We start from the raw sequence: 18,647 nt of genomic DNA on the forward strand, positions 1-18,647 counted from the left end.
GCTAAATCCCAAAGATTTAGCGACTTTATAAATATACACAGACCTTTCAGTTTAGCCCTAAAGTCCGCATTACGTTTAGGCATTGTTGTATGCAGTATTTATTATACTCAAGTTATTGTCATTAAGCTTGTATTTACCTATTTTATTCTCAATGAATACTGTATTTCCAAAAATAGGTTTTCCAATAATTCCAGCCACGTTTTCGCAAAATTCGCGATAACCATTTAAAATTGAATATTTACTTTCAAAGTTTAAATATTCCTTTAAGTCATTGTCCGTAATAAAATCTTTTTGCAAATTAATAACATCAATGCAAATGATTAATTTGTAGTTATCCATTGTAATTAAATCCCTGTATGTTTTTTCTTTGTTTGTGATTTTTGAGATTTGCGGAATAAAATTATTGATTGAAGTAACATATGAGTCGTGCTGATTTCCTAAATATTCATCTTTTTTAAATAGATTAATTCTATTATTTAGTTCTTTCTCAATAGGGTTTATTTTTTTCACTTCAAATATGATATTTTGATTTTCAGACTTAACCAACCAGTCTGGGGTTTTTCCATTTATCTTAGGTTCATAAGTGACTTCTGAAAACAATTGATTTAGGGCATAGCCAAATTCCATTTCAGAAAAGAGGGATAGAATATTAATTTCGTTCTTTTCTTTAGTTAGCTTTCTTGAAAATAATCCATTATACTTTAAATCTAAAAACTCAAGATTTCTTCTGTAATCGGATTTATTATTGAGAATTTTTTTAGCTATTTCGTTCATCGTATTGCATACAACGTACGGCTATCCGTACTTATTATTTATTTTATCTACACCACCATGGCGAGCATGGGGTCATTTTCTTTTATGCGCAGGCTACATTTGTGTTCTATTTTTGTTGCATTGAGTATGCCTGAAATATATAGGGTGTGTGGTACATATTGCGAAGGTTTGTTTTTTCGGCTTCGCATGCTACCGGTTCGTAACTCTAATTGCAAACTTCCGTTTGTGCTTTTGGTATGTACATGTATGTTGCCTGTAAACTGATCCCAATTGTAACTGGAGTATTCGCCATTTTTATATTTCAACAAGCGTTTTTCGGTACCTACATAATAGCTTCCTTTTTTTAATAAGCTAGCAATGCCTGATCCTATAAATGCTAAACCTAACAATACAAATAAGCCATTAACAATAGCTGGGAAAATTAGAGGCTCATAATTATCAAAACTTGCTGTAACGGGCTGACCGTTAGAGGTAAAGTTTATTTCGTTACCAAAAAATAAGGGACCAAAAAAAGCGGCTATAAAAATGCTGGTAAAAGCAAACCATATAAAACCAAACATAAGCAGAAAGTAAAATGGTTTTGCAGGCTGATCTCTTTTCGATTTTATGAAAAAATCAACGTCTTCGCCTGCAATTATATTTTTTAACGCTAAAGGAGCCGAATGAATGGACTGTTGCATGAAACTTTACTATTTATTGTAACCTGTATATGTAAATAAGGGGTAGTATTTATTTTTCAAGTTTAAAAATAGCAGAAAAAGAATAAGTGGTAATGTGGTTTTCCACATAAAATGTAAGAATTTTGAACAATTCTATGAAAGGTTTAAAATACACGTTAAAAAACATGTTTTAACGTGTTTAAGTATTTTTTAAAATAGTTAAGATTAAGAATTATCCTCTAAAAACATCTGTTTTTTCAATTGTAACAATAATATCATCTAATTGGGTCTGATAATCTTCAGTTGCCATTAGGTTAAAATAATGTAATGAACGCTCGCGCTTAATTTTTTGGGTAAGCATTTCGGTGTCAATATCTCCGCTTTCTTGTTGCCAAGTAAAGCAAGATTGTTCAGTAGTTTTCGTGGTTTGATTTTTTGCTTTATAGAGCGCAATGTAAGTCATCATACGATAGTAGGTTTTTTATTTTTATAGTTTGGTTGGTTAGTATACTAAGCCGCCAAGGTAGTTGTTTCAATGTTATTTTAAAATTAAATTTGAGAAAAGATATACACAAATGTAGTATTTGTATTACGTTTAAATAACGCTAATTTATGGCTGTTGCTGTTTTTTTGGTGCGTTTTATGTGTTGTAAAATATTGATATATAGTTATTTAATATATTTTTAAAATATTGTGTATCTAGTGTAGTTTTTTTATTCAGGCCAGGTATTTGTACTAGGGTATAGGAATTATATAGTATTAAATAATGCCTCGTGCTTTAATTTCTAAATATTTATTGATGGTATTTACGGTTAACTGTTCAGGCTTGGTAAGTATGGTTTGTATGCCATATTGTTGCAGCTCTTTCTGCATTAATCGCTTATCTAACGAAAATTTTTCGGCAATTGTTTTATGGTAAATACCTTGTACATCTTCAGCATCAGTTGCTATTAAATTTTCGAGTTCAGTGTTTTCAAAAAATATAACTACCAATACGTGTTTTTTTGAAATGGCAGTTAAAAAAGGCAATTGCCTACGTAGTGCCGTAATATGTTCAAAATTAGTGTAGAGTAATAATAAACTGCGTTGATTTATTTTACGCTTTATATGTGCGTAGAGTAAGCCAAAATCAGAATCGGTATACGCTGTGGTAATGTTGTATAGCTTTTCGAGTATGGTATTTAAATAGGTTAGTTTTTGTACGGCAGGTAAAAAGGTTTCTATTTTTTTTGAGAAAGAAACCAAACCTGTTTTATCGTTCTTTTTTAAGGCAACATTTGAGAATGCTAAAGATGAGTTTATAGCATAATCTAATAATTTAAGCCCTTTAAAAGGCATTTTCATTACACGCCCTGTGTCAATAATAGAATATATAGGTTGCGATTTTTCATCTTGATATTGGTTTACCATTAATTGGTTTCGCTTGGCAGTAGATTTCCAATTTACGGTTCTAATATCATCACCAGGTATGTAGTCTTTTATTTGTTCAAACTCTTGTGTATGCCCAATTCTTCTAATTTTTTTAAGTCCGAATTCGGTTAAGTTATTATTCATAGCCATAAAATCGTACTGCTGCATTTGAATAATACTCGGGTACACAGGCGCCATTTGGTTGTTTTGAAAAACATACCTGCGCTGTACTAATTGGAGAAGGGTAGCGGTGAAAATATTTATATTTCCGAATGTATATTCTCCACGTTCTACAGGCCTAACACTATATTCATAACTGCGTTTTTCGCCTTTTAAAAGTTTTGTTTTGTATTCAAAATCGCGCTTTTGAAACTGCTCGGGCAATTCGTCAATAATAGAAATATTGGTTTTGAAAGCGTAGTTGTTTTTAAAGTTGATTATAATTGGATTATGATCGCTATTTGATAATTTTTTTGGAGTAATCCTATTCGCCTCAATACCATTTGTAGTTGTATATAGTAGAAATAGGTCTAGAAAAAATAAGGTGATTAATATAAAGGTAGAAATCCATGCAATTGGGTAAATTTCCTTTATCCAATACGATAGTAAGAATAGGGCAGCCAAAAACGCTAGATACCTAAAGAAGGTATTGTGTATAAAAAATGATTTAAAAAATTTCATTTGCGTTGTTTTTTGCTTGTTTTTGAATGAAAATCATTCGATTTAGATTAAAACATCAATACAATTGATGTTTTTGCCCTAAAAATATATTTTACCTTGGTACTTCAACAGAGTCAACAATCATGTTAATAACACTATCGGTACTCATACCTTCCATTTCGCGCTCAGGAGTTAAAATAATACGGTGATTAAGCACTGGTACCATTGCTCTTTTAACATCAGTAGGCATTACAAAATCGCGACCCTCAATAGCTGCAAATGCTTTTGCAGAATTTAAGGCAGCAATACTAGCTCTTGGCGATCCGCCTAAATATAAATGTGGGTGGTTACGTGTTCTAGAAATTAATTCAGCCACATAGCGGATAATTTTTTCTTCAACTATAACGTCTTGTATTTTTCTTTTAAACTCTTTTAATTGTTCAGGCGTAAGTATTGGGTTAATTAAGGTTTGTGGTTTAGAACCTTTACGTTGGTGATGGGTTTGTATAATTTTCACCTCTTCTTCTAACGTAGGATACCCAACTTTGATTTTGAATAAAAAACGATCTAATTGAGCTTCAGGCAATGCATATGTACCTTCTTGCTCAATAGGGTTTTGTGTTGCTAAAACCATAAAAGGAGCATCCATTAAATAGGTAGTACCATCCATAGTAACCTGCATTTCTTCCATAGTTTCAAACATGGCAGCTTGTGTTTTTGCAGGGGCACGGTTAATTTCATCAATCAATATAATATTAGAAAAAACAGGTCCTTTTTTAAACTCAAATTCTGACGATTTTACGTTAAAAATAGAAGTTCCTAAAATATCACTAGGCATTAAATCTGGCGTAAATTGAATTCGGCTAAACTCCGTTTTTAAAGTTTTAGCAAATAACTTAGCGGTAACCGTTTTAGCAATACCAGGCACACCTTCAATTAGCACATGACCATCTACTAATAGCGCAACAAGTAATAAGTCGATAAATTTTTCTTGCCCTATAATAACCTTAGCAAGCTCTGCTTTAATTTCTAGTACGGCATTTTTTAAATCTTCTAACGGAATTCTATTATCAAAATTCAGGTCGTTATTTGGTGTCTCGTTATTTTCCATGTGCTTTCGATTTAAATTGTTCTATTGAAGTGTTTAGTTTTTGCAACTCTTCATTAGTAAGTGTATGTCTTTTTTTTATTATTTGAAGATAACTGAAAAGTGATTCTACCTCGCTTAGAGTATGATTGCTACGTGATGCAAGGTTGGTGTAGAAATCGGTATTCCATTCTTCTGTTTTTAAATAAAAAGAAGATCTTATGTATTCTAAAAAGTATGTTATTTTATGTTCGGCAATCGGTTTTGTTTCTCCTTTTTCATAATACATATCGGCAATAGTACGTGTAAAAGCTAAAGTCTGATTTTCTAACGGTTTTAGCACTGCAATTGCTCGTTGCTTGCGTTTACCTTCAAAAATGACGTAAAATAGTGCGCCGATAATTACAATATAGTATGCCCATTTAAACTCTTTATTACTTAAAAATAGGTATAATGGAGAGGTGTAATACGTTTTTCCGCTTTTATAGTAAGCATCAATATACAAAGGGTTATCATTATTAATGTATGATAATAAGCCTGCGGTATAATCTTTATTTTGATCTTTTAAAATAAAGTAATTGGTAAAAGCTTTTGGGAATGTAGTTAGTATAATTGTACCGTCGCCAAATTTTTGCTGTATGGTACTAATATTTGTATTTGTTGATTTTTTTCCTTCAGATGTGTTGGTAACTTCACCCAAAATAACAGTTTGTAACGTGTCTATTTTACTAAAGTATAAGCTGTTATAATCTTTTTTATACGAATAGCTTTTTTTAGAGTTTAACTTCTTGTTTACGAGTTTGTAGTTGAATTGATGTTGCAAACCTTCATCGCCATACAACGAAGCTGTTTTTAGGTGTAAGGTATCTAACAAGCGATCTTCGAAACTTGTTGAGGCTATAAAAAGTGTATTGCCTTTTGCGGCCCAACTTAAAGCATCATCAAGTTCTGTTTTTCCGAATGCAACATTTTCATTTATAAATAGATACGTGCTACCCACATCATCATTAGTCGGTAAAAACTCGAACGGAGGTTTTTCAACTAGGGTAGTAGATGTAAACTTAAGCTCTAAAATATCCATCAAAACTTTAGTTCCGAAAGGTATTTTGTGGTGCGTAACATACGAAGGAAACCAGTTGATTTCTTTTTTTTTATTGTATTCTAAAAATAACAATAAGGCCAATGCAATTGCTCCGATTATAAAATATATAGTACCCTTTTTACGCATTTTTTCTAAGAGTGTTTTTAAGTGAATCGAAAGCTATTGCTACTTTTTTGTATTTAATTTCATCAATAGTAAAGTCGCCATACCATATATAATCATACGATCGTGTAATTTCAGCAAACGGAGTTTTTAACGCTGGTTTTTCAATTTCGTATAAATAATCGCTATTTGTTTTATGAGGTTCCCAATCAATAAATTCTTTTTCACCTAAAAGCTTTAAAATTAATAGGTAATAATACCGAACTGCTAATCTGTAATTTTGACTATCTAAAGCCTCTTGAATTAACAGGTCGATATTTTTATTTTTAATGATGTTTTCTTCTTCAGTTAAATTAACGGTATTCCAATTTTTTTCTGCTTTTTTCTGGTTTCGAATATTGATTTTTAATACCCACCAGACAATTAAAAACAAAAGAATGCCTAATAATATATATGGAATAAATTTCAAGAAATATGAAATATAATGTGGTGCAGCATCTACACCTACAATCCACTCAAAAAAGCGACTGATTTGCTTTATAATCCATTGCCAAATTTCATCTAAGAAATTAGAACCTTCATCAACGGTTTTACTCTTTTCTTCATAATTATATTTAGAGTCGTTTCGATAGGTACTAAGATCATCTTCATGAATTTCAAAACGTTCTATCTCTGCTTTATCATATTGTATAGCAAGTGAGTCTTGCTGCCCATAAATAGAGCACAAGCAAACCGATAAAAAAGATAAAACAAGAAGAAATTTGTGCATTATTAGTCTTCTAAATTACCTCCTAAGTTTTGAATACGCTCTAAAGTACCTTCATTATTTTTTACTTCGTTTAAGTTAAAATAAATAAGCGCTATAGCAGTAACTGAAATAACATTAAGTAAGTACTGAGCAAGTGTAGCAATTAAGTTTAATGTAATATAAATAGGGTCTATAAAACTAGCAACGTTAGCTTCAGCATCTAACTCATATGCATCAAAACCAATATTAGCCATTTGATAAATTGCAACGGGTATTTGAAAAGCATAACTCGCAATAGTTACAATAATTGTTATTACAAAAATGGTAGCAAAAGTCATCCACCAATTATCTTTTACCAAATCAAAACTATACCCGAAAGAATCGGTAACGCCTCTACCAGTAAAAACCATGATAGCAAAACTTATTGATAACGGTACGTATAGAAAAATACCAGGAATACAACAAACCATCATACCAATACCGACTGATAGGCCAACAAGAATACCTAACCCAATAAAACTCCAAAACTTTTTATACACGTTGCGTCTTATTTCTTCAAAATTAGCAACACCATTATTTTCGGCATACGATTTTAGATAAAACAGTGTCGTTGCTTGCGACATTACATATGCAGCTAATGCAGAAAAAACAAATACGATTAAAAATACAAAAAGAAGAATAGGGTTATAACTGTCGAAAGATAAATCTTGAGAACCATAGGCCGTGGCATTAATCACGGATTCGAATGTTGAAAAATAAAAACCCATACACACTAATGCAGTGATTAGATAAGGGCCAACAATTTTTAAAAATGTAGTTAAAAAAGGCTTAAACTGTGATCTTAAAAAAGCAAAAGTATCAGTTAAAATATCACCTAATTCGCGTTTTTTTTTAAGTTCAATATATTCTGGTTGATTAATCATTTAAAATGGTTTTTTTATGAATTTTAATTGGATATATAACGTAATAAAATAAAATTAGTGCTAATGAGCTCGCAATTATTAAAATGGCTAGCCAGTCAGGCATTTCGGTATGTCTAGTAACAAAACCTTCTAAAAAGCCTGCAATTATAAAAAATGGAATGGTACTAATTAAAATTTTAGCGCCATTTTTAGTACTTCTTTTAAAGGCTTCTAAGCGGGAGTAGGTACCGGGAAAAAATAAGCCGTTGGCAAGTACTAAACCAGAACAACCTGCGATAATGATAACTGATATTTCAATTGTACCATGTATCCAAATGGTTCGCATAGATTCCCATCCGAGTCCTTTTTCAATAAAAAAGTACTGAAAACTACCAAGCATTAATCCGTTTTGTAACAATATGTAAATTGTACCTATACCTAATAAAATACCGTATAAAAAAGCTACAATAGAAACTTTAATATTATTAATGGTAATGCCTAAAAACATATTAAACTCACCTTGTTCTTTATACACCTTCATCGGGTCATTTTCTTCAATATTATCAAGAGTCATATTTATATACTGATCTCCTAAAATTGAACGAACAAAATCGCCATCATTAGCAGCAGAAAAAGCACCAATAATTGTAAAAAGGGCAAATACTAAAAAAGCAATTAAAAGCTCTCTGTGGTAATTGTAAAAAAGCGTTGGAAATTCTATTTTCCAAAACTGTACAATACGGTTTTTAGATTCTCGTTTTGTCTTATATATTTGTAAGTGTGCTTTAGAAGCTAATGCATTTAAAAATTTTTGGGTATTACTGTTCGGATAGAATGTTTTCGCATAACTTAAATGGTCTGTAATTTCGATATACAGATCAGAAAGTTCATCAGGATTTATTTCTGTTGTATTATTTAGAACACTTTCGAAAGTACTCCATTTTTCTTTATTTTGCTTTACGAAAGCAGCTTCACGCATAAACCTCAGGGTTTTACTCAAAGAAACTAAAATATGGAACAATTTCAAATAGAAACCGCTCAAAATATTAGTATCAATCAAAATTCGGCTCATTTAGGTGATCGGCTGCTTGCTTATTTGTTAGATCTATTAATTATTATTTTTTATGTAATTGCTATTTTGATACTATTGTCTCTACTAGATTTGGAGATTGCAGGTCGGGATAGTTGGACAATTCAATTGCTTTTAGGCTTGCCTATTTTTTTATATTATTTACTTTTTGAAATGTTTAATAATGGTAAAACTCCAGGTAAAAGTGCTTTAAAAATTAGAGTTGTAAAATTAGATGGTTCTAAACCGAGCTTTTCTAGCTTTTTTATACGTTGGGTAATGCGCATGGTAGACATATCATTTAGTATGGGAGGTGTTGCTGTACTTACAATTTTATGGCGTGGTAATGGGCAGCGTTTAGGTGATGTTGCAGCAGGTACAACTGTTGTTAGTGAAAAGCAAAAAATAAGTTTACGCGATACTTTGGTGCGAGATATACCAGAAGGTTACACCCCTAAATTTCCACAAGTAACCGTTTTTAAAGATAACGAAATGCAAACCATAAAAAACCTTTTTGAGTCGGCTAAACGTAGTGGAGATCATAACGTAATTGTATCTTTGAACATTCGTATAAAAGAAGTAACAGGTATAGTTTCGGATATGAAACCCATAGAATTTGTTGATGTAGTAATCAATGATTTTAATTACTATACACAGCAGTAGTTTTATGTTTTATTTTACAATTGATATTTTAGGTACAGTAGCTTTCGCCATTTCAGGCGTAATGGTTGCTATGGATAAAAGATTAGATATTTTTGGTGTATTTATAATTGCCTTCGTAACCTCAGTTGGTGGAGGTAGTTTGCGAGATGTACTTATTGGAAATACACCTGTTTTTTGGTTGCAAGAAATGGTGTACCCAACAACAATTTTAGGTGCGGTAGTGTTTTCAGTAGTGTTTAGAGATAAATTAAAATATGTGCGAAAGTCACTTTTTTTGTTTGATACTATTGGTGTAGGCTTATATACAATGGTGGGTGTTCAAAAAGGATTAGCGATAGGGCTATCACCTGTAATGTGTGTAGGTTTAGGTACTATTACAGCTAGTTTTGGAGGTGTTATTCGTGATATTTTGTGTAATGAAATTCCGGTAATATTTAGAAAAGAAGTATATGCAACCGCTTGTATTTTAGGCGGTATTGGTTATTTTTTATTAGAAAAATTGCCCGTAAATGAAGCTTACCCTTATGTTGGTGGTATCTGTATTGTTATCGGTATTCGCTTATTAGCTGTTCGGTTTAAAATTGCCTTGCCAAATATTTATAAAGCTATTTAACAACTTCTGCTTTTAAAATGTATATGTTTTGCATTGGCCAATCACCATCATCAATAGGTTGACTATTAATTAAATCAACAACATCCATACCTTCTATAACTTTACCAAAAGGTGTAAAATTAGAATCTAAATGATAAGAGCCTGGTTTTGTAACCACAATAAAAAACTCAAACGGAGAAGCTAATTTATGAGGGTTATCTCTATCACTACTAGGCATAGAAATTGTGCCACGGTGGTGTCTGTGCCCTTTACGAGTATCGGGCGGTAATAAGTACCTGCCTAAATCTTGTCTTTTTTGTCCCGTTATTCTATCATCAGAATTACCACCTTGAATGATAAAATCTTTTACAACACGATGAAACTGAGTATTATCAAAATACTTTTTTTTAGTTAAATAGATGAAATTGGCTTTGTGATATGGTACATTATCATACAATTGTAAGGTAAAGCTACCTAAAGTAGTTGTTATTTTTACTTTATCATCAGTGTTGGTTTTAGCATATTCAAAGAAAAATGGAATTGCATTTTCTTCATCTAAAACAAACGGTTCTTCTTTTACAGCTACAGAATCTGTTTTAACACTATCCTTCTCTGTTTTAACAACAGTTGTATCTTGTTTTTTATTGGTTGCTGTATCTTTGCAAGAGAGCATTACAATTATTGCAAAAAAAATAAAAAAAGAGGTTTTAAAACGAATCATGAATTTTGACGATTTTACTAAACGAATTTCAAAAATAAAAAATCTACCGCTTCCAGGGGTCGAATCTCAATATAAAATGGCTCCTTTAGAAAGGGTTGAGGATTTGAAAGATATCAATAAAAGATATTTAAACCCTAGAAAAGCTGCAGTTATGACACTTTTTTATCCGAATGCGTCAAATTCTACAACTTTATTATTGATTTTGCGAAAAACCTACAAAGGTGTACATTCTAACCAAATTGGTTTTCCGGGTGGGAAAGTAGAAAAAGAAGATGTTGATTTATTAGAGACAGCATTGCGTGAAACTTATGAAGAAGTAGGGGTACAGCCTTCAGCTATTGAGGTGTTAAAAAGTTTAACCTCTATTTATATTCCACCAAGTAATTTTGAGGTACAACCATACATTGGTTTGTATAAAAAACCGATTCCATTTATCATTCAAGAAGATGAAGTAGCGGCTTTAGTAGAGGTTCCTTTGGTCGATTTTCTTAACGATGACCTTATTTTTAACAAAAAAATGAAAACCTCTTATGCTGATAAAATTGATGTACCAGCCTTTATATTAAATGGTTACACAGTTTGGGGAGCAACAGCAATGATGCTTAGTGAGGTAAAAGACCTAGTGAAACAAGTACTTTAATCTGTTTATTTTGTAATTTAGCAAGTACAAAACAAATTACAAACACCTTGACATTGTTAAAGAAAAACCCCTTCGGACATATATTGTTTATAAAAAAATGGCTGATTCGTCTTTTAGCCATTATAAGCCATAGAAGATATAAAGGTTTTAATACCTTAGAAATTGAAGGAGCAGAAATTATAAGAAACCTGCCAGACAGAAACGTTTTGTTTGTGAGTAACCACCAAACTTATTTTGCAGATGTGGTTGCAATGTTTCATGTTTTTAATGCAAGTTTAAAAGGTAGAGATAACAATATTAAAAATATTGGTTACATCTGGAATCCTAAATTAAATATGTATTATGTTGCTGCAGCAGAAACAATGAAAGCCAGTCTTTTAACTAAAATAATGGCATATGCAGGTTCTGTTAGTGTGCAACGTACATGGCGTGCAGAAGGTAAAGATGTAAACCGACAGGTGAAAATGAGCGATATTTCTAATATAGGTAAAGCTCTAGATGATGGTTGGGTAGTAACTTTTCCGCAAGGCACAACAACACCTTGGAAACCATTACGAAAAGGAACAGCACATATTATTAAAAAATATAAGCCGATTGTAGTACCTGTTGTTATTGATGGGTTTAGAAGATCGTTTGATAAAAAAGGATTACGTATTAAAAAGAAAGGCATCTTACAATCTATGGTTATAAAAGAACCTTTAGATATAGATTATGAAGATGAGTCTTTCGATTCTATTGTTGAAAAACTAGAATATGCAATCGAGCAACACCCTTCGTTTTTAAAAGTTCTTTCAGCTAAACAACTTGCAGCTATTGAAGAAGAAAATGAAGCACGTAGGTGGAGTGCTGACACTTAGATTTCTAATTTTTTTAACTCTCTGTAATTTCTATTTAATCTTTTAAGTAAAATTCCATAAAGAAGAAAATAGACAAAGCCTATAGCTACCGTAAGAATTACACCTACACCAACAACCATAAACATAGATATGAATTTGATGTTGTGTAATTTTTCAGGAGAAATATTATCTATATTTTTCCCGGAAACTTCGAGTGTGTGTACAAAATCTGGACTCAGATAAATACCTGTTACAATTACAATAAAGAGTACAACAATAAGTGCTAATGAAAATACGATGTAATGCTTAACAGTTTTACGTGTTCTAATAATATTGGCCATTAAATTCTTGGCATTATCTAAAACAGAAATTTCTTTATACCTTTTGTAGAATTGGTATATAAAGTAAAATATAACAGAATACTGTATCACGGTAAGTATTAGCATAGGTGTTTTTAAACCTAACGAGTTGTATAAACTACGACCTTCAGACCATGCAGAAGGAAAAAGGTATAACACATGCGGTAATACAAATTCTATAACACTTATTATAAAAATCCACTTTACTATAGAAGATGATTTTTTCCATAGCATACCATGTATGTCATTGTATGACAATTTAGGATGTGCCAGCTCCTTTTTTTGCCAATCTTTCTTCAATAATTCTAATTCATCCATCATAATAAGCTTATGGATTTAAAATTGTTTTTAATTTGTTTTTTATCCGATTCATTTTAACCCTAGCATTTACTTCAGAAATACCCAGTGTTTCAGAAATTTCGGTATAGTTTTTATCTTCTAAGTATAAGAAAACAAGTGCTTTGTCAATATCATTTAACTGCTTAACAGCTTTATACATTAATTTAAGCTGCTGTTCTTCTGTTTCATCATATTCGTCGGCTTTTATTTTAAAAATTACCGACTCATAATCTAAAGTAGATATACTTTTTTTTGATTTTCGATACAACGTAATAGCTGTATTCAAAGCCACACGATACATCCAAGTGCTAAACTTAGCATCGCCTCTAAACTTTGGGTACGCTTTCCATAATTGTATGGTAATCTCTTGAAATAAATCATTATGAGCATCTTTGTTATTTGTATACAGCGTACAGACTTTATGAACAATATTTTGATTGTTCTCAAGCTCAGTTACAAAAGCATGCTCTAATTCTTTACTCACTTGTGGTTGGTTGTTATCTATTAGTACTATAAAAGTTATTTATGTTACAGATAAAATAAAAATAATTAAGTTTTTTATATAAAACTAAAAATCGCACTTTGTTTTGGGTAGCATACGATACTAATGCTTAATTTTGATTTTAATGAGTGCAATGAATATTCCTAAAAGTAGTTTTCCTCGAATTATAATTATCGGAGGTGGTTTTGCTGGTATTTCTCTAGCTAAAGAATTAAGCAAAAAAGAAGTACAGGTATTGTTATTAGATAAAAATAACTACCATACTTTTCAACCTTTATTATACCAAGTATCTACAGGTGGTTTAGAACCAGATTCAATTGCATACCCAATACGAAAAGTACTTAAAGATTACCCTAACTTTTTCTTTCGCTTAGCAAATGTTGAAAAAATAAATGCAGATAAAAAAGAACTCGTAACTAATATAGGTGCTATTAATTACAATTATCTAGTGCTTGCTACCGGCTCTGAAACCAATTTTTTTGGAAATACAGAAATAGAGAAGAATGGAATGGTTATGAAGACAATTCCACAATCTTTAAATTTAAGAAGTCTTATTTTAGAGAATTTTGAGCAAGCACTTTTAACTGACGATTTGCACAAGCGTGATGCGTTGATGAATTTTTTAATTGTAGGTGGTGGTCCAACGGGAGTAGAGCTTGCCGGTGCTTTGGCTGAAATTAAAAAAGGAATTTTACCAAAAGATTATCCTGATTTAGATACGCGGAGAGCACAAATAAATTTGATACAATCAGGTGATCGTATTTTAAAAGAAATGAGTGAAAAGGCTTCTGAAAAAGCAGAGGATTTTTTAGAAGAATTAGGTGTTCAGGTTTGGAAAAATACACGAGTAACATCTTACGATGGTAAATTAGCAACCACAAAAACAGAATTAACTTTTGAAGCGGCTACATTAGTCTGGGCTGCAGGAGTAAAAGGAGCAACTATTAAAGGGTTAGATGCTGAAGAGTTTTTAATACGTGGTAATAGGTTAAAAGTAAACCAATACAATCAACTAATAGGTAATGAATATATTTTTGCAGTAGGAGATGTTGCAGGTATGGAGACAGAAGAGTTTCCATGTGGACACCCGATGATGGCGCAACCAGCAATACAGCAAGGCAAAAATTTAGGTAAAAATTTAATCAATTTATTAGAAAAGAAACCCCTAAAGCCATTTGTTTATAAAGATAAAGGCAGTATGGCTACAGTAGGTCGTAATAAGGCTGTTGTAGATTTAAAGAACTACAATTTTCAAGGTATTTTTGCTTGGTTTGTTTGGATGTTTGTACACCTTTTCTTTTTAATAGGTTTTAGAAACCGAATGGTGGTTTTTGTAAATTGGGTATATAATTATATTCGTTTTGACCGTGAAGCGCGTTTAATTATAAGACCTTATAAAAGAGATTACTCGAGATTTAAAGATTAATACTACTTGTTTGTTTTAGATACACTATGTTAATGTTAGAATAATATTCTATATAATTACATGATTATCAGTAGCTTTAGTCATTTTTCTGATGTTTTGTTATCTAAAACTGCTACAATGGTAAAATTGTTACTCCCGCTTTCCTTTCTCTTAACTACCGTGGGGTTATATGCCCAAGAAAAACCTATTTCTAATAATCTAGAAAGTCTATCAGTTTCTTCAATAGGGTATGCTAATTATTATAATGATGAACAGCACTCTAGTTTTATTGTAGATTGGAATATTAATGATAAAAATGCATTAATGTTAAAAGGGTATTATGATACGTATACCACGGGAGATGTTTTTAAATCTCAAATTATATTCCGTAAACCTATTTTAAAAAAACTTTATGTTTCCTCAGGAGTAGAAATGAATGTGGAGCGTACAGTTATAGGGGGAATAAATAACACCAAAAACTTTAAAACGCTTAATGGTATCGGTTATGAAGTACAAGATAATTTATTGATAGAATTAATGAGTGAAACGGTAATAGGTAAGCAAAACTTCAACAATAATTATAGTGGAAGTCTTATTCGTTTAGGAACAAAATTAAAGTTTTAAATTACTTTCTTGGATGAAATTTATGAAGTACCTCGGCAAGGTGAGTTCTATCTACATGCATATATACCTCAGTAGTAGTTATACTTTCATGACCAAGCATTTGTTGTATAGCTCTAAGATCGGCACCATTTTGCAGTAAATGTGTAGCAAATGAATGCCTAAAGGTATGCGGACTAATAACTTTTTCAAGTTCAATTTTTTCAGCAAGTTGCTTTATAATCGTAAAAATCATAGCGCGAGTAAGCTGCCTACCTCGTCTGTTTAAAAAAAGTATATCTTCAAATCCTTTTTTTATGTTTAAATGAACTCGAACTTCGTTTTTGTAAAAATTAATGTATTTTTTGTTGATGTCACTAATAGGTACAAAACGTTGCTTATCTCCTTTACCTGTTACTTTAATAAAATCTTCGTCAAAAAAAAGATCAGATATTTGTAGTCCAATAAGTTCAGAAACTCTTAAACCACAGCCATATAAAGTTTCAAGCATAGCTCTATTACGTTCCCCTTCAGGTTTAGATAAATCTATAGCATCAATTAAACTATTAATTTCATCTTCGGATAAGGTATCGGGTAATTTTCTACCAATTTTAGGCGACTCAATAAGGTCTAAAGGGTTATCATTACGGTAGTCTTCAAAAATTAAATAATTAAAAAAACTCTTTAAACCCGATATAATTCGAGCTTGCGTCCTTGGGTTAACCTCTTTAGCAATGGTATATATAAACTGCTGAACAGTTCCTTTATCTATAAGTATAGGTGTAGTTGAAATTTTATTAATATCAAGAAACAAACATAATTTTTCGATATCTAAAGTGTAGTTCGCAATAGAGTTCTCAGATAAACCTCGTTCTATTTTAAGGTAATATTGATAATCTGTTATTGCTTGATTCCATTTCATTATTCAAATATACTTTATTAGGTGCGTTTATGTCTTAAAATGTAACCCCACAACATTTTGTAGGAAATGTAAGAAATACTTATAATGTTAAAGTTTACAACATATTATGTTAATTTTACATCTTTTGAGTGTTGAGTTTACGAAATAACAATAAATTCGGCCTCAATAAACACAAAAACAAATTACAATTATGAAAAAATTATTTTTAGTAGCCGCTTTCGCATTAATCGGATTTAGTGTTCAAGCTCAAGAAGGTTTTAAATTAGGAGTTACAGTTCAATTACCAGTTGGTGATGCTAGTGATTTTTCTTCTTTCGGATTAGGTTTAGATGCAGCTTATATGTTTGAAGTTTCTGATCAATTCGATTTAGGTATTGCTACAGGATTCAATAATATTTTTGGTAAAACTTTTGAAGAACAAGGTTTCGAATTTGAAGTTGAAGATGCTCAATACATTCCTTTAGCAGCTGCAGCACGTTTTAAAGCTACAGAAGATTTTTCTGTTGGTGCTGATTTAGGTTATGCTATCGGAATTAATGAAGGTAACGATGGTGGGTTTTACTATAAGCCAACTGTTGGGTATATGGTTAGTGAGGCAACTCAACTTAATCTATCTTATGTAGGAATTAGTGCAGATGGAGGAACTTTTTCTACAATTAACTTAGGAGTTCTTTTTTCTTTATAAGAAAAATAAATAGTATTTATATGAAAGCGGAGACATTATATGTCTCCGCTTTTTTGTTTTATAACAAAAATATGGTTTGAAAGTGCGCTTAAAATTTTGTAGTTATTTATAAAAAAAATAGATTTGACCCATAAATAACGTAAACACTATAAAAATGAAAAAATTAGTAACATTTGCAATTGCCCTTTTCGCAATAGGTATTGCAGAAATGAATGCACAATCAGATTATTCTTTTGCAGCAGGTTTGGGCTTTGATTTTGGTCAAGGAGCAACATTTGTAGGCCCTAGCGCGAAGTACTTTTTCACAGAAGAGCACGCTGGTCAAGCAGAATTAATGTTTGAATCAGGAATAACGGTTGTAACAGCTTTATATGAGTACCATGGCCCAATATCAGGAGCAGAAGGTTTGCAGTGGTTTGCAGGTGGAGGACCATCTATTTGGTTTGTTAATGGAGGAATAGGAACACAATTAGCACTTAGACCAACAGCTGGTTTAGATTATAAGATTAATGGAGTGCCATTAGCTTTTTCTTTTGATTGGAGACCATCAATCGGAATAAGTGAATACTTAGGTACTGAAGTAGGTGCTTTTGGACTTGGAATTAGATATGTTATTGAATAACATATTTTAAATAAATAAATTTAAAAAAGCAGAAGACTCGTCTTCTGCTTTTTTTATGATTTGTAATTTAATAATTTAGCAGAATGAAAATATTAGTAATCAACGGACCAAATTTAAATTTATTAGGTAAGCGTGAACCTGAAATTTACGGCTCTCAAACTTTTGAGACTTATTTTACAACACTACAATTTAAATTTAAAGAGGTAGAATTAGAATATTTTCAGTCTAATATTGAAGGTGAACTTATTGGTAAAATACAAGATGTTGGTTTTTCGTATGATGGTATTGTTTTAAATGCAGCAGCATACACACATACATCTGTTGGTATTGGTGATGCTGTAAAAGCAATTACCACACCTGTAATTGAAGTACATATTTCTAATACACACCAAAGAGAAGAGTTTAGGCACGTTTCTTATATATCGCCAGTAGCCAAAGGTGTAATTTTAGGTTTTGGTTTGCAGAGTTACGATTTAGCGATACAAAGCTTTTTATAAGTTATTCGGTTTATGTATTTGAAATTATTAATTTTTAATACCTGTTATATAACCTGAAAATTTTTGATTTGCGTAATCATGGCCAAATAAGCCTCTAGCTTTAAATTGTTGTAATGATGCTTTTATAGTTTCTTTGTTGAAATTATCATCTTGTAGATCAAAGTTAGCATCGGCAATTAAATCTAACTTTTCGTGTCGCTGCACCCATATCGAGTCTCCATCTATCTTACGTACTAAAAACCACGTATTACCGCTATTGGTAACATTGTTGTTTTCAATAATGGTATATAAAACTTTAATTTTATCTCCGGTATTAATTAAAGAAATGGCTTCTGTTTCGTCAGCATATTTTAAATCTTCATACATACTATAACCAGCAGCACTAGCGATTATTAAAAAAGGAATGGCTATAAAACTATAAAATGCTTTGGTTAGCTTTAATTTTCTGGGTTTTAATTTAAGTTTACTTTTTTCTATTTTAAAATAGGTTTTTATTTCATCCGTCCATAAAACCGAAGATATTTCTGTATGGGTATGATCACAGAATAAGCTGCCAGTTACTTTTTTAGTTGTAGTGGTATAAAAGTGAGTTTCTACTCTTTTTTGATGTAAAAAGAGCTCTAAGCAGTCAGATTTGCCACAACCAGGGCAATTGCTAGTGATTTTCTTTTTACCGATAGTTTCATAACAATCGGCTGTTTGATAATACATTATAGCTTCATTTAATTAGTTGAAGCAAAGTTGCTACTTT

The 18,647-nt window shown here is 31.4% G+C and carries 23 protein-coding genes; 9 read left to right on the plus strand and 14 right to left on the minus strand.

Translation table 11 applies throughout. From position 1 onward, the window contains the following. Window positions 1–75: 75 nt before the first annotated feature. From H0I23_RS03195 to H0I23_RS03235, 9 genes are all read right to left on the minus strand, one after another. Window positions 76–774 carry a hypothetical protein gene (locus H0I23_RS03195; RefSeq protein ID WP_216785026.1) on the minus strand — a complete coding sequence of 233 codons (699 nt, stop codon included), beginning with the start codon at window positions 772–774 and terminating at the stop codon, window positions 76–78. A gap of 47 nt (window positions 775–821) precedes the next feature. Continuing rightward, window positions 822–1,454: a hypothetical protein gene (locus H0I23_RS03200; RefSeq protein ID WP_216785027.1), complete on the minus strand. Its 633-nt coding sequence runs from the start codon at window positions 1,452–1,454 to the stop codon at window positions 822–824. 211 nt (window positions 1,455–1,665) lie between these two features. Further along, on the minus strand, window positions 1,666–1,899 hold the full coding sequence (locus tag H0I23_RS03205; protein ID WP_216785028.1) for a GTP-binding protein LepA: 234 nt from the start codon (window positions 1,897–1,899) through the stop codon (window positions 1,666–1,668). Between the two features lie 293 nt (window positions 1,900–2,192). Continuing rightward, a complete protein-coding gene (locus tag H0I23_RS03210) occupies window positions 2,193–3,524 on the minus strand; it encodes a DUF58 domain-containing protein (protein ID WP_216785029.1) in 1,332 nt (443 codons plus the stop codon). A 91-nt stretch (window positions 3,525–3,615) separates the two neighbouring features. Continuing rightward, window positions 3,616–4,614: a MoxR family ATPase gene (locus tag H0I23_RS03215; protein WP_216785030.1), complete on the minus strand. Its 999-nt coding sequence runs from the start codon at window positions 4,612–4,614 to the stop codon at window positions 3,616–3,618. Continuing rightward, a complete protein-coding gene (locus H0I23_RS03220; protein WP_216785031.1) occupies window positions 4,604–5,818 on the minus strand; it encodes a DUF4350 domain-containing protein in 1,215 nt (404 codons plus the stop codon). Before H0I23_RS03220 ends, H0I23_RS03215 begins: the two co-directional genes overlap by 11 nt. Next, complete coding sequence (locus H0I23_RS03225) at window positions 5,811–6,563, minus strand: DUF4129 domain-containing protein (RefSeq protein ID WP_216785032.1); 753 nt, start codon at window positions 6,561–6,563, stop codon at window positions 5,811–5,813. The genes H0I23_RS03220 and H0I23_RS03225 overlap by 8 nt, the downstream gene beginning before the upstream one ends. Before the next feature lie 2 nt (window positions 6,564–6,565). Beyond that, complete coding sequence (locus H0I23_RS03230) at window positions 6,566–7,465, minus strand: hypothetical protein (protein WP_216785033.1); 900 nt, start codon at window positions 7,463–7,465, stop codon at window positions 6,566–6,568. Then, window positions 7,458–8,423 (minus strand): stage II sporulation protein M, encoded by a 966-nt coding sequence (locus tag H0I23_RS03235; protein WP_216785034.1) that lies wholly within the window; start codon window positions 8,421–8,423, stop codon window positions 7,458–7,460. Before H0I23_RS03235 ends, H0I23_RS03230 begins: the two co-directional genes overlap by 8 nt. Window positions 8,424–8,456: 33 nt before the next feature. On the opposite strand from H0I23_RS03235, the gene H0I23_RS03240 reads away from it, so the two are divergent. Both H0I23_RS03240 and H0I23_RS03245 read left to right on the plus strand, forming a co-directional pair. Further along, a complete protein-coding gene (locus H0I23_RS03240; protein ID WP_216785035.1) occupies window positions 8,457–9,176 on the plus strand; it encodes an RDD family protein in 720 nt (239 codons plus the stop codon). A gap of 4 nt (window positions 9,177–9,180) precedes the next feature. Beyond that, window positions 9,181–9,789, plus strand: a complete 609-nt coding sequence (locus tag H0I23_RS03245) for a trimeric intracellular cation channel family protein (RefSeq protein WP_216785036.1) — start codon at window positions 9,181–9,183, stop codon at window positions 9,787–9,789. Here H0I23_RS03245 and H0I23_RS03250 read toward each other — a convergent pair. Beyond that, entirely contained in the window at window positions 9,782–10,441 is a 660-nt protein-coding gene (locus tag H0I23_RS03250) for a peptidylprolyl isomerase (protein WP_254073643.1), read from the minus strand. The two genes, H0I23_RS03245 and H0I23_RS03250, sit on opposite strands and share 8 nt — an antisense overlap. Window positions 10,442–10,487: 46 nt before the next feature. Between H0I23_RS03250 and H0I23_RS03255 the strand changes: the two genes are divergently transcribed. Both H0I23_RS03255 and H0I23_RS03260 read left to right on the plus strand, forming a co-directional pair. Then, entirely contained in the window at window positions 10,488–11,129 is a 642-nt protein-coding gene (locus H0I23_RS03255; RefSeq protein WP_216785038.1) for a CoA pyrophosphatase, read from the plus strand. A gap of 47 nt (window positions 11,130–11,176) precedes the next feature. Next, window positions 11,177–11,986, plus strand: coding sequence for a 1-acyl-sn-glycerol-3-phosphate acyltransferase (locus H0I23_RS03260; protein ID WP_216785039.1), 810 nt, complete (start codon window positions 11,177–11,179; stop codon window positions 11,984–11,986). On the opposite strand, the gene H0I23_RS03265 is transcribed toward H0I23_RS03260, so the two are convergent. Then, window positions 11,983–12,645 (minus strand): hypothetical protein, encoded by a 663-nt coding sequence (locus tag H0I23_RS03265; RefSeq protein ID WP_254073644.1) that lies wholly within the window; start codon window positions 12,643–12,645, stop codon window positions 11,983–11,985. The genes H0I23_RS03260 and H0I23_RS03265 overlap by 4 nt on opposite strands. A gap of 7 nt (window positions 12,646–12,652) precedes the next feature. Further along, entirely contained in the window at window positions 12,653–13,147 is a 495-nt protein-coding gene (locus tag H0I23_RS03270) for an RNA polymerase sigma factor (protein WP_216785040.1), read from the minus strand. 151 nt (window positions 13,148–13,298) lie between these two features. Here H0I23_RS03270 and H0I23_RS03275 point away from each other — a divergent pair, with 151 nt between their 5' ends. Together H0I23_RS03275 and H0I23_RS03280 are read left to right on the plus strand one after the other, a co-directional pair. Continuing rightward, window positions 13,299–14,591 (plus strand): NAD(P)/FAD-dependent oxidoreductase, encoded by a 1,293-nt coding sequence (locus H0I23_RS03275; RefSeq protein ID WP_216786014.1) that lies wholly within the window; start codon window positions 13,299–13,301, stop codon window positions 14,589–14,591. Window positions 14,592–14,651: 60 nt separating this feature from the next. After that, window positions 14,652–15,194, plus strand: a complete 543-nt coding sequence (locus H0I23_RS03280) for a hypothetical protein (protein ID WP_216785041.1) — start codon at window positions 14,652–14,654, stop codon at window positions 15,192–15,194. Window position 15,195: 1 nt separating this feature from the next. Here the strand turns inward: H0I23_RS03280 and xerD are convergent, their stop codons facing one another. Continuing rightward, the gene (xerD, locus tag H0I23_RS03285) at window positions 15,196–16,092 is read right to left on the minus strand and encodes a site-specific tyrosine recombinase XerD (RefSeq protein WP_216785042.1); all 897 of its coding nucleotides are present in this window, start codon (window positions 16,090–16,092) and stop codon (window positions 15,196–15,198) included. A gap of 190 nt (window positions 16,093–16,282) precedes the next feature. Here xerD and H0I23_RS03290 point away from each other — a divergent pair, with 190 nt between their 5' ends. The 3 genes from H0I23_RS03290 to aroQ all read left to right on the plus strand — a co-directional run bounded on the left by H0I23_RS03290 (window position 16,283) and on the right by aroQ (window position 17,896). Then, on the plus strand, window positions 16,283–16,777 hold the full coding sequence (locus H0I23_RS03290; protein ID WP_216785043.1) for an outer membrane beta-barrel protein: 495 nt from the start codon (window positions 16,283–16,285) through the stop codon (window positions 16,775–16,777). Window positions 16,778–16,931: 154 nt separating this feature from the next. Further along, complete coding sequence (locus tag H0I23_RS03295) at window positions 16,932–17,399, plus strand: hypothetical protein (RefSeq protein ID WP_216785044.1); 468 nt, start codon at window positions 16,932–16,934, stop codon at window positions 17,397–17,399. Between the two features lie 83 nt (window positions 17,400–17,482). Beyond that, window positions 17,483–17,896: a type II 3-dehydroquinate dehydratase gene (aroQ, locus tag H0I23_RS03300; RefSeq protein WP_216785045.1), complete on the plus strand. Its 414-nt coding sequence runs from the start codon at window positions 17,483–17,485 to the stop codon at window positions 17,894–17,896. Between the two features lie 27 nt (window positions 17,897–17,923). On the opposite strand, the gene H0I23_RS03305 is transcribed toward aroQ, so the two are convergent. Further along, a complete protein-coding gene (locus tag H0I23_RS03305) occupies window positions 17,924–18,607 on the minus strand; it encodes a hypothetical protein (RefSeq protein ID WP_216785046.1) in 684 nt (227 codons plus the stop codon). Between the last annotated feature and the right edge of the window lie 40 nt (window positions 18,608–18,647).

Origin of the sequence: Cellulophaga sp. HaHaR_3_176 (assembly GCF_019021925.1) — a bacterium.
Lineage (GTDB): Bacteria > Bacteroidota > Bacteroidia > Flavobacteriales > Flavobacteriaceae > Cellulophaga.